The organism is Psychrobacter sp. ANT_H56B (assembly GCF_008369245.1).
Taxonomy (GTDB): domain Bacteria; phylum Pseudomonadota; class Gammaproteobacteria; order Pseudomonadales; family Moraxellaceae; genus Psychrobacter; species Psychrobacter cryohalolentis.
Window position 1 is genome coordinate 130,552 of sequence record NZ_VOBF01000005.1, and the last position, 12,476, is coordinate 143,027.

At 43.0% G+C, this 12,476-nt stretch carries 9 protein-coding genes; 4 read left to right on the forward strand and 5 right to left on the reverse strand.

Annotated features, from left to right (window positions below; genetic code table 11):
- The first annotated feature begins 110 nt into the window (after positions 1 to 110).
- On the forward strand, positions 111 to 2,021 hold the full coding sequence (ilvD, locus tag FQ082_RS08065; protein ID WP_149492718.1) for a dihydroxy-acid dehydratase: 1,911 nt from the start codon (positions 111 to 113) through the stop codon (positions 2,019 to 2,021).
- Positions 2,022 to 2,232: 211 nt separating this feature from the next.
- Positions 2,233 to 3,480 carry a cation:proton antiporter gene (locus tag FQ082_RS08070; protein ID WP_149492747.1) on the forward strand — a complete coding sequence of 416 codons (1,248 nt, stop codon included), beginning with the start codon at positions 2,233 to 2,235 and terminating at the stop codon, positions 3,478 to 3,480.
- A gap of 57 nt (positions 3,481 to 3,537) precedes the next feature.
- Here the strand turns inward: FQ082_RS08070 and FQ082_RS08075 are convergent, their stop codons facing one another.
- The 4 genes from FQ082_RS08075 to FQ082_RS08090 form a co-directional block, all read right to left on the reverse strand.
- Positions 3,538 to 5,013, reverse strand: a complete 1,476-nt coding sequence (locus FQ082_RS08075) for a serine hydrolase domain-containing protein (protein WP_149492719.1) — start codon at positions 5,011 to 5,013, stop codon at positions 3,538 to 3,540.
- A 166-nt stretch (positions 5,014 to 5,179) separates the two neighbouring features.
- The gene (locus FQ082_RS08080) at positions 5,180 to 5,737 is read right to left on the reverse strand and encodes a beta-lactamase hydrolase domain-containing protein (RefSeq protein ID WP_149492720.1); all 558 of its coding nucleotides are present in this window, start codon (positions 5,735 to 5,737) and stop codon (positions 5,180 to 5,182) included.
- 49 nt (positions 5,738 to 5,786) lie between these two features.
- Positions 5,787 to 6,704, reverse strand: coding sequence for a MaoC family dehydratase (locus FQ082_RS08085; protein WP_149492721.1), 918 nt, complete (start codon positions 6,702 to 6,704; stop codon positions 5,787 to 5,789).
- Positions 6,705 to 7,002: 298 nt separating this feature from the next.
- The gene (locus FQ082_RS08090; RefSeq protein ID WP_011513406.1) at positions 7,003 to 8,403 is read right to left on the reverse strand and encodes a 3-oxoacyl-ACP reductase; all 1,401 of its coding nucleotides are present in this window, start codon (positions 8,401 to 8,403) and stop codon (positions 7,003 to 7,005) included.
- 641 nt (positions 8,404 to 9,044) lie between these two features.
- Between FQ082_RS08090 and FQ082_RS08095 the strand changes: the two genes are divergently transcribed.
- The gene (locus FQ082_RS08095) at positions 9,045 to 10,661 is read left to right on the forward strand and encodes an acetyl-CoA C-acetyltransferase (protein WP_149408561.1); all 1,617 of its coding nucleotides are present in this window, start codon (positions 9,045 to 9,047) and stop codon (positions 10,659 to 10,661) included.
- A gap of 281 nt (positions 10,662 to 10,942) precedes the next feature.
- Entirely contained in the window at positions 10,943 to 11,956 is a 1,014-nt protein-coding gene (gene ppk2 / locus FQ082_RS08100; RefSeq protein ID WP_011513404.1) for a polyphosphate kinase 2, read from the forward strand.
- A 106-nt stretch (positions 11,957 to 12,062) separates the two neighbouring features.
- Here ppk2 and FQ082_RS08105 read toward each other — a convergent pair whose 3' ends face one another.
- Complete coding sequence (locus FQ082_RS08105) at positions 12,063 to 12,410, reverse strand: PilZ domain-containing protein (protein WP_011513403.1); 348 nt, start codon at positions 12,408 to 12,410, stop codon at positions 12,063 to 12,065.
- Between the last annotated feature and the right edge of the window lie 66 nt (positions 12,411 to 12,476).

The following is a 12,476-nucleotide window of genomic DNA, read 5'->3' on the forward strand; positions in this document are numbered from 1 at the left end:
ACGACTTAGTATTATTCACTAGTACTCTCCCGGTATAAAAAGCACACTATCAACATTGCAGCGGATGCTGCACATATTAATAAATCTCGCTCATTTGTAAGGAATACCACATGGATTATAATTCAAAAACCTCTACCGGCGGTCGTAATATGGCAGGTGCTCGTGCCCTGTGGCGCGCAACTGGCATGACTGATGGCGACTTTGGCAAACCTATTATTGCCATTGCCAACTCTTTTACCCAGTTTGTACCCGGCCATGTGCATTTAAAAGATTTGGGACAAATGGTTGCACGCGAGATTGAAAAAGCGGGTGGCGTGGCAAAAGAATTTAATACCATTGCTGTTGATGATGGTATTGCGATGGGTCATAGCGGCATGTTGTATTCACTACCGAGTCGAGATTTGATTGCTGATTCTGTCGAGTATATGGTCAATGCCCACTGCGCCGATGCGCTAGTATGTATTTCTAACTGCGATAAAATTACTCCGGGTATGTTGATGGCAGCCATGCGCCTCAATATTCCCGTCGTCTTTATTTCAGGTGGCCCAATGGAAGCGGGTAAAATTATCGCCAGCACGGTCGCACACAGTCATAATAATGATGGTAGTAGCGACGTCCATAGCACTGACAGTAAAGGTAATGCCATTCGTAAGCTTGACCTCGTCGATGCGATGATGGACGCGGCCGATGATAGCATTAGTGATGAAGATGTCGCTGCTATTGAAGCCTCAGCGTGCCCGACTTGTGGGTCGTGCTCTGGCATGTTCACTGCCAACTCGATGAATTGCTTGACCGAAGCATTAGGATTGGCATTACCGGGTAATGGATCATTATTAGCAACCCATTCGCTACGTCGCGAGCTATTCTTAGAAGCTGGTCGTACCATCGTGTCACTAGCCAAACGTCGCTACGAGCAAGATGATGATTCAGTCCTACCGCGCTCTATCGCTACTAAAGCTGCGTTTGAAAATGCCATGACTTTAGACATCGCCATGGGCGGCTCTACCAATACTATTTTGCATTTGCTTGCTGCTGCACATGAAGCCGAAGTCGACTTCAAAATGCACGATATTGACCGTTTAAGTCGTGGCGTCCCTTGTTTGGCTAAAGTTGCCCCTGCTTCACAAAAGTATCATATGGAAGATGTGCATCGTGCTGGCGGTGTCTTTGCGCTATTGGCCGAGCTTGACCGTGCTGGTTTGCTACATACCGATTTGCCAACTATCCATAGTGCCACGATGAAAGAAGCGATTGATAAATGGGATATTATGAATCCTGACAATCTTGAAGCACGTGCACGCTATATTGCAGCCCCTGGTGGCGTACGGACGACTGAGGCTTTCTCACAATCAAAAGAATGGTCAAATCTGGATGTGAACCGAGAGTCAGGCTGTATCCGAAGTACCCAACATGCTTATTCAACTGATGGCGGTCTTGCCGTTCTATACGGAAACATTGCTGAGCGTGGCTGTGTGGTCAAAACTGCCGGCGTTGATGACAGCATCTTGGTTTTCACCGGACGTGCACGCATCTTTGAATCACAAGATGACGCAGTAGCAGCGGTGCTTGATGATCAAATCGTCGCAGGCGATGTGGTTATCATCCGTTTTGAGGGTCCAAAAGGCGGTCCTGGTATGCAAGAGATGCTCTACCCGACGACTTATCTAAAATCTAAAGGCCTAGGCAAAGAATGTGCGCTGCTTACAGATGGTCGCTTCTCTGGTGGGACATCAGGCTTGTCTATTGGTCATGCCAGCCCAGAAGCCGCTGAAGGCGGCGCCATTGGCCTCGTGCAAGAAGGCGATACTATCCATATTGATATCCCAAACCGTACCATCAATATGCAGGTCAGTGATGAAGAGTTAGCTGCTCGCCGCGAAGAAATGGAAAGTCGTGGACGTGATGCTTGGACACCCGTCAGCCGTGAGCGTCATGTCTCTCCTGCTTTACGTGCCTATGCTGCAATGACCACCAGTGCCGATACGGGCGCTGTACGTGACGTCAGCCAAGTTGAACGTTAGACAATAATATTTAAGTACCCTTCTTGAACTGAATTTATTAAGCCTGCGCAATGCAGGCTTTTTTTCACCAAAAAACAACGTATCTGTCTATTTAATCACTATCTGATAACGATTTTTTGCGATATTTAGATATTTTTACCGTCATTATAAACGGATACTAAGTGTGACTTTTTTACACTTTAAATCAAATATAACAGCGTGCACCAACCTCATGATTGAAAACTACAATTTATTCTTATTGGTTTGCGGCATTGCCTTCGTATTCGGTGCGCTATTTCCGATTATCTTTAAACGCACGCCTATCTCCTTGCCCATGCTGCAATTAAGCTTTGGTTTGCTGATGGGCTATTTTTGGACAAGTTTGGCATTTTTGAACCCTATCGATAATGGACTGATTATCGAAAAACTGACTGAAATCGTAGTGTTGGTTTCTTTAGTCGGTGCGGGTATCAAGATTGATACTGAGCTGTCTTGGCGATTATGGCGTCCGACGATGCGCCTACTCCTGATTACCATGCCCATCGGTATCTTTGCGATGGCAGTATTAGGTTACTATGCCTTTGGTATGACGATAGGTGCTGCGATTTTACTCGGCGCTGTCCTTGCCCCAACGGATCCGGTATTGGCCTCTAGCATTCAAGTGGGACCGCCCAATACTGGAGGTGAAGATACACCACGCTTTACCTTAACCTCAGAGGCAGGGTTAAATGATGGTCTAGCATTCCCTTTTGTATATCTTGCGATTAAGATCGCAGAAGCCTATAGCGAAGGAGAGCGTTTTACGGGGGATATGCTGTGGTCTTGGTTTACCCATGATGTATTGTGGAAGATTGGCGCAGGGTTACTGGTCGGTATTGTCGTTGGCAAAGTCATGGCAAAGTTGGTGTTCTCAAAGTATAGCCGTGAGACGACTATGTCTCAAGGTTATGTGGTCATTGCCTTAACTTTGATGGCATATGGATTGGCAGAATACGTCCATAGTTATGGCTTTATTGCCGTGTTCGTCGCGGCATTTGCGTTCCGTCGTTCAGAATCTGAACACACTTACCACCATAAATTGCATGATTTTGCTGAGCAATCAGAAGGTTTACTCATGTCACTGGTGCTTGTCATCTTTGGCATGTTCCTTGGACAAGGTCTACAAGCTGGCGTTGAGCTAACATGGCGCGTCTACATCGTCAGCTTTACTTTTTTATTATTGATTCGTCCGCTTGGCGGCTTTATTGCCTTATCAGGGCTGAATCTACCGCGCACTGAAAAATACGCTATATCAGCCCTAGGTATCCGCGGCATCGGTACCCTGTACTACTTATCTTATGCACTCAACCAAGGGTTTTTTAATGATGAAGATGCCCTTAAACTTTGGATAGTGTGCTCAATTGTGATTTTGGCGTCTATTTTTATACATGGTTTAACAGCAAAACAGCTGCTTAAAATGACACCAAACAAAGCGCAATAATAAGATAAACAGTATTTCTTTAACTAAAAAATGCTATTTATAAATCACTAACGCTGATTAAATTTCAGCATCAATTAGACCTAGTATGGCTTCCGTCAGCGCAAACTGGCGGATATCGTTGAGCATGGTCACATCAAAATTATGGACAAAGGCAAACGATAGCTGCCGCTCAGGGTCGCACCACGCAACTGAACCGTTATAGCCCATGTGTCCAAAACTTTGTGGCGCATGAAATTTTGTATTGTGAGTGTTTACCTCAAAATTATCGCTATTACAAATACTAAAACGGCGATGATAACCCAAGCGCCAATCCATATGGGCTGGCATAACGGCATCCATACCAGTGACTTGCGGCGTTGATAGCTGCTTAAAGGTTGCCTCATCAATGAGTGTTTTCCCTTGCCATATACCACCACTAGCCAACATCGCATAAACCGTCGCCAGTGCATGTGCTGATGCGACGCCATTGGCAGCAGGGATAGTAGCTTGTAAAGTCTGCGGATGATAATAGTCAATCGGTTCTTTGCTCGCAAGTAACAGGGCTGCTTTATAGTTTTTAAGATTCAGCTGACTGTTATCAAAGTATAGACGGTTGATTTGTGCCGTATCCAATGTTGGCAGTACTTTCTCTATCTGCTCTTTATTATCAGCTGTTACTGATTGGATTGCATACTGATTGGCTGCTTGTTGTTGTTGCCAGCAGGCATAGCTCGGTAAATCACTATAAGCTTGCAAGGTATCTACTGAATCTGGTTTTAAAACTGGTTTATGACGGCGGGAACGTGGCTGCGGTTGTGAGCTTTCTTGTGCATTTTCTGACACTTCTTCTACTGACTCAAAGTTTTTAACCAATCGCGCAACCTTGTCGACCTGATTTTCTGGTACACCAAAGTAGCAGCTGTTGGCAATGCCTAATGGCTCTGTTAGATAATGGCGTAATGCTTGAGCCAGTGGCATCGCAGTAACGGCTTCTATCACGCCGCCCAGCACCCAACCATATACCAAGGCGCTGTAAGCACTGTCGTATAATTCCGCCTGCTCAGGGGCAGTCACAGGCATTGCTGCAATTTTCTCTAGCATCATACTCCAATCAAGGACGATTTCATTATCGAGGTCAATACTTTGAATCGAAAAAAGATTGGCTTGATGCGACATCACACTGCGTAAAGTGATTTTCTCTTTATTTTGCACGCCAAATGCTGACCAGTAATGGGCAATCGGTAGATCATAATCCAGTTTTTTCTGTGATACCAATACATGAACCAGTGTCGCCAAGATGCCTTTGCCAGTCGAAAAGTTCAATGATAAAGTATCTGTATTCCATGATAAATCAGCACGTGCCAGTCCCACACTTGCTTGTGCGATACATTTGCCAGCTTGATAAACCACTAATGCGCCGCCTGCCGGCGCATCATCAAGCTGCAAATCTGTTAGCAGTTGTTGAAGCCGACGTTGGATATGATTGTCAGTATATGTACCGACGTTAGCGTTTTGATGGGTAGTTGTAGAGATGCTTTCATTATTATTGTTCATAAGTGCCCTGTTCTATTTTATATTTATGAAGTTATTCAGTTTAAAGCCTGTCATACATCTTATCAGGATAAAAAATCTCTATCCTCCAAAATATTTTTATAATGTATCACACAATAAAAAAGGCAACCCTAAGGTCGCCTTTTTTATTGTTAGGAATATTTATGATTTAACGCGGTACTAGCAATCGATTATGAACCTCTTCTGCAAGTTTAGTCAAACCATGACTACGTCCACGCTCCATAGCCGTATCCATTTTACGTCCACGTAACCAACCAGCCCGTAAGGCTATGGCAGCGCCAACACGATTGCCAGAGCCACAATGCATGGCAATTTTTTTGCCATGATGCTGACGTAGTATGTTATCAAACGCCAGTATTTTAAGCTGTTTCAAGTCAGCAGTGCCATTAATAGGTAAATGCTCGTATTGCATGCCTGCCTGCTCTACAGCTGTACTTTCATCGAATTTCAGCTCTTCATCAGGCTGCAAGTTAATAACCAACTCAACTCCAGCTGCTGCCAATGCGGCCACCTTTTCATCATCAAGCGCACCGCATACGATGGTATTTTCATCAGGACGAAAATATGGCTCAAATATGGTGGCAAGATGGATGCCATTATCGTTGCTACTAGTGTCGGCACTGCTAGCCTCGCCAACTGCTGTTTTGTCTACCGCAGCTGAATGATCAGAGCATTCGGTACTTTTTGAATTTTCATGTAAAGTCATAAGGATAAATGTGTTCAATAGTAATGATTTTTGATATAAAAATTATATTTTACTTCGCTTCATCCTGCAAGGTAATCACACCAGCAAGATGCGGCTTGTCATTTTTTGCACTAAACAAACCAAACTGGCAAGTATCTTCTGCGCCTTCTAACTGAGCAAGTGGATCAGCGATAAGCTCTACTTCAGATGGTAAGAAAATAGGCAGCTTAAATGACACCTCAACCGTACAAGCATCAGGCAGCTCGCCCATCATCGCCAAACACTTAGCTTTTGACCACATACCATGAGCAATGGCTTTTGGAAAACCAAAGGCACGCGCTGATAATGGATGCAAATGTATCAGGTTAAAATCACCAGAGACAAACGCATAACGGCGACCGATATCTTCTGGCACTTCAAAAATACTGTGAACACCCTCTTCATTGATTGATGGCTTAACGGCTACTGGACGCGGCGTACTCTTTTTGTCCTTACTGCTGGCAGGTTTTTTGCTGCGTGATAGATAAGTCGACGTGCCTTCCCAAATGATTTCGTCTGCTGCTTTTACCGTGGTGACAAAATCAAACTGCTGACCTTGGGCATGGTCACGCAAATTATCAAACATCACTGACATAGCAACCGTTTCACTCTGCTTAATGGCACGATACTGGGTCACGCTGTTATCGACGTGAACCAGTCCTAGCATAGCAAATGGAAATGGCTCTTTGACCATCATATTCATCTGTAACGCCTGTGAAAGCACCGAAAAATACGTAATTGGCACATTGCCATCGTCTGCAAAGCCGCAAATTTTACGATAATCATTTAGATTGCTTTGATCAATATGCAAATCATCTACAAAATATGTCGCTTGCGGCAACTCATCGCGGCTGACTTTACCATTATTACCGATAGGCAATAGGCTTTTGACAATATTTGCATAGGTAGTATGCGCTTTGGGCAACGCATCATAATGTTTGTCTGACATAATACATCCTAAGTTGGGATTGAGTAGTTTTTTGATGGCATTTAATATGCTATGAATTCGATGACTAAAATATAAGATGAAATCCTAAAATAGGCGCAACGATGTTTGGCTTATTGTCACTTTGTTTTTATCATAAAAAAGCCACCCTTGGGCAGCTTTATTACAATTTATGAGCAGTTTTTTCGTAAGCATATGTGAAGTAACGTCAATACCTTGTTTAATAAAGGCAATTAACGACCAACTTCATGGCTCACATAGCCTTCGTTGTCATCTGCATTGTCATCTGATATAAGAACAATTATGCACCTAATAAGCTTTGACCGCAAACGCGGACAACGTTACCATTTAGACCACCAGAAGCAGGTGAGGCAAACCATGCGATGGTTTCTGCAACATCGACTGGTAAACCGCCTTGGCTCATCGAGTTCATACGACGACCTGCTTCACGGATAGCAAATGGAATCGCTTCAGTCATTTGCGTTTCGATAAATCCTGGCGCAACTGCATTGATGGTCATGCCTTTTGCATTGTCTTCTAGCTGCTTGGCGGTTGCATTGACTAAACCAATGACACCAGCTTTTGAGGTCGCATAGTTGGTTTGACCCAAGTTGCCAGCGATACCTGAGATTGAAGACACACAAACGATACGTGCAGCATCTTTTAGTACATCGTTATCTAGTAAATAACGGTTGAGCTTAGCGATACTGCCCAAATTGATATTGAGCACCATATCCCACTGTTTATCATCCATATTTGCTAGTGTTTTATCGCGGGTGATACCAGCATTATGAATCACTGAATCCAAACCACCACGTTTTTGTGCAGCTTCTGCAATTTCTTTACCAGCATCAGCACTGGTAATATCAACTGTCAAAGCCGAACCACTAATTTCACTTGCCACTTTCTGCAAGTCAGCTTGCTGCTGTGGTACATCTAAACAAATAACATGCGCCCCTTCACGAGCCAATACACGGGCAATTGCTTCACCAATACCGCGACTTGCGCCAGTGACAAGCATGGTTTTGCCACCTAATGGTTGGTTCCAATCGACATCGACATTGGAACCATTACTGACACGTACGACCTGTCCTGACACATAAGCTGAACGCGCTGACGTAAAAAAACGTAGCGTTGAGTCTAAATTCTGTTCTGCGCCTGCTTCAACATAGATAAGCTGTGCAGTAATACCACGTTTGAACTCTTTACCAACTGATTTTACAAAACCTTCAAGGGCACGCTGCGCCAATGCGGCTTCGATATCAGTCAACGCTTCTGGTGGACGACCAATGACGATCACTCGACCTGATTTTTCGACACGGCGCGCAACGCTATGAAAGAACTCGTACACTTGTTTGAGCTCTTCAGCATTGCTAATATTGCTGGCATCAAACAATAAGACTTTAAACTTATCATCACTGCCAGTATTGGCTTTGGCTTTAACGCCTGCATCCGACAGGGTATCTTTTACGTCATCACCACTATTTACAAAGATTTCCGTATGCAGCTCTGACAAAATACGAGCCACTGACGCACTAACTGCGTTATCGCCACCATTAGCACGACCAACCAACACGCTGCCACGTACCAAAGGTTGACCACTATCAAAACGGTCAAGATCTACTGGCATTGGTAAGCCCAAATTCTTTGCGACCTTTTTACCAATAGACGACTGAACAAAATCACCATAACGGTCTGACATAATATAATCCTTTAATTGATGAGTAAGATAATAGTAAACAAGAATAAAATGTATCTATGATGAAATGCGCGCTATTAAAGTGCATTGATTATAAAACTACCTGTATAAAGCGACATTAACATCATCATTTATAAATAATAAGTACTTATTAAATAGGTTAGAAACGGTCTTAACTATACACATTCATACCGAATAAGTCCAAAAACCACTAATGTCCATAGCAATATGTAGACAAGCCAGTATACAAGATGGTCTATTTTTCTGCCGTTAAAGGATTTTAGTTTGTGCTAAACTAAGACCTATAAGTTATAGCAAATCCATTTATCGATAACAATATATTATCAAACCTACGATTATGCAATGCTTTTAATCAGCACTAGCCAGTTTATAAAGCTTGTATTTATCCTTGTAAATACTGCAATATCTACGGTTAAGCGTCACATCGTTTGCTAAAGATATACAGTAAGGTTATAAAAAGCGTCTTATGCTGTATGACAATAATGTGTAATATATATCGCAATAAATGGTAATACATATCTAAAGTATTTTAGGTGTTTTTAGAATAAAGACTTCTATTATTTAAATATTTTTTTGATAACTTCCCTTTTCTATTTCTACCCATATTTTTTAAGGATAATATTATGAGTAACAAAAGCAATCACCCAGATAGTCCTGTTGTTGAGACCACCGTGGTAAAAGCCAGTGATGCTAAGAGCACTGATACTGCTGTAAAATCAGACACCACTGATGCTAAAAAAACAGATGCCAAAGCAGCAGAACCAAAAGCTGATAGCGCTAAAAAAGAAACCGTAGCAAAAGATAGTAAAACCACTGCTACGAAAGAGGATAACGCAGCTAAAGAAAGTGCAGCAAAAGGTAACAGCGATAAAAAAGAAGCACCTAAAAAGGCTGACGCGACTCCTGCTAAGAAAACAAATACTGTGGCTAAAAAAGCAAGTACGACTAAGCTTAGCTCAGGTCAGAACCGTGTGGCTATCCTAGGTGGCAACCGTATCCCATTTGCTCGCTCAAACGGCTCATATGCTGATGTTAGTAACACGGATATGCTCACTGCTGCGTTAGATGGTTTGGTCGAGCGTTTTAACTTACAAGATGAAAAAATCGGTGAAGTCGTTGCTGGTGCAGTTATGAAACTGAGCCGCGATATCAACTTGACTCGTGAAGCGACATTAAATACTGCACTTAACCCACATACCCCAACGTATGATATCTCTCAAGCTTGTGGTACTGGCTTGCAAGCGACGTTTGCTTCTGCCAATAAAATCGCGCTTGGTATCATCGATTCAGCCATTACTGGCGGTGTTGATACTACTTCTGATGCGCCTATCGCAGTCGGTGATGGCTTACGTAAAGTATTGATTAAATTGGGCGCAGCTAAAGACAATAAACAACGCCTAAAAGCATTGATGGGTCTAAACCCGAAAGATTTACTTGATACGCCGCAAAATGGTGAGCCACGTACTGGTTTATCTATGGGCGACCATCAAGCGATCACTACGCTTGAATGGAACATCAGCCGTGAAGCGCAAGATGAGCTTGCCTTTAATAGTCATCAAAACCTAGCACGCGCTTATGACGAAGGTTTCTTTGATGATTTAATTACCCCATATAAAGGTCTGACCCGCGATAACAACTTGCGTCCAGATACCACTTTAGAGAAGCTAGCTAAGCTCAAGCCTGTTTTTGGTAAAAAGAATGCCAAGCCAACCATGACCGCTGCTAACTCTACCCCATTGACTGATGGTGCATCTTGTATCCTATTGGGTACTGATGAATGGGCGGCAGCACATGGTCTAAAACCATTGGCTTATATCGTCCATCAAGAAACAGCGGCTGTTGATTTCATTGGTAAATCTGGTGATACAGAAGGCTTGCTCATGGCACCGGCCTATGCTGTACCGCGTATGCTTGAGCGTGCTGGTTTGACGCTACAAGATTTCGATTTTTATGAAATCCATGAAGCTTTTGCTTCACAAGTATTATCAACGCTTGCTGCATGGGAAGACGAGAAGTTTTGTGAAGAGCGTCTAGGTCTTGATGCGCCACTAGGCTCTATCGATCGTAGTAAGCTAAACGTCAACGGCTCATCACTTGCTGCAGGTCATCCATTTGCTGCAACCGGTGGTCGTATCCTAGCCACTGCTGCCAAACTATTAGATCAAAAAGGCTCAGGTCGTGCACTTATCTCTATTTGCGCCGCTGGCGGTCAAGGTGTGACTTGTATCTTAGAAAAATAGTAATATGTAAATACAACGTGTAAGACTGACTCAGTTTTAAAAATACCCTTTAATCTATTGATTAGAGGGTATTTTTTTATCTAAAAAAATATTGGCTACTTTATTAACACAATAATGACGCCTGCTCTACTCATAGAATTGAGCGTGCTATGCTAAAGTAAAGATGGTTATAAAACAGAATAAAGATATTTGTAAAAACGACACTTATATCGACGTACTTTTGGATTTAATAGACTATAAGATAGTAACAGCATAATAAAAATATTTATCAGGAGCGCATCATGGGTAAAAAACCCTTAATAATTGACCCGACATCTTTAACCGAGCAAGAACGCAGTAAATTAACTACACCTGAGCAAGTGACATTCATAGAGCGTATGGATAAAGATCTTTTGAACGATGAGCTAAAACGCAAGATGCACCAAGACTTAATTGACAGTTATGATGAAGAGCTTGAGAATGAAATAGACGATTATGTACGCGATTTCCGGTTTGATGGTCGCGAGATGAGTGAGCAAGAGCGGTTAGATCGGCGTACCTACTTTCAAGAGCTGGTACGTTTACAACGTGAGCTGATTAAACTGCAAGATTGGGTCGTTGATCGCGGTGAGCGCATTGTGGTGATATTTGAAGGGCGTGATTCTGCGGGTAAAGGTGGGGCAATTAAACGCATTACCCAACGATTAAACCCCCGTGTTTGTCGAGTGGCTGCGCTACCTGCACCTACTGAACGTGAACAATCACAGTGGTATTTTCAGCGTTATGTGGCGCATTTACCTGCTGCAGGCGAGATTGTCTTATTCGATCGTAGCTGGTATAACCGTGTGGGCGTCGAGCGTGTCATGGGGTTTTGTACGGATGCGCAGTACGAAGAGTTTTTTCAATCAGTACCAGAGTTTGAGCGTATGCTGGTACGTTCGGGCATACGTTTGGTAAAATATTGGTTTTCAATTACTGATGATGAACAGCATTCTCGATTTATGAGCCGGATTCATGACCCACTGAAACAGTGGAAGCTGTCAGCGATGGATTTGCAGTCACGGCGACGCTGGGAAGATTATACAAAAGCAAAAGAGACGATGTTTGAGCGTACGCACATTCCTGAAGCGCCTTGGTGGGTGGTTGAGGGCAATAATAAAAAACGTGCAAGGCTCAATTGTATTGCCCATTTACTTGAGCAAATTCCGTATAAAGAAGTGCCACGCGATGAGGTGGAGCTACCTGATCGTAAGCGCGATGATGAATATTATCGCGAGCCTATTCCTGATGATATGTATGTGCCGCCGCGCTATTAATTATTAGCATTCACACTGTCTAAAGAATATTGCTCATAAAAAAGCCTTATAAAGAGTTATAAGGCTTTTTTTATACAGTTATTATGATTGCTGATAAGTATTAAAACTACATAGTATAAGTAGCCTGCAAACTGTCAATCTTACCTGCCAATAAACGCTCAACTTCGTTCTTTATTCTCAATCCCGTAATGTCCGTGCCCATTTGGACTGCAAAACCTACTGGTCGACCACTTTGAGCTTTAGAATTAATCCAAACTACCTTGCCATTCATAGGCAAACGCTCGCTAGAATTGGGCAAAGTAACAGCAATAAAAACTTCGTCACCCAGTTTTTGCGCTCGATCAGACGGCACGAACAATGCCCCATTGGTAACAAAGGACAGATAGCTTGCATATAGCATATCTATGTTTTCAATATGACAGGTTAAAATCCCACCACGTCCTGGCATTGCCATAGTCAGCTCCCTTTATCCATGAGGTTTACAGTATTTTTTCACACAGGGTTATCTTGTATAGTATTA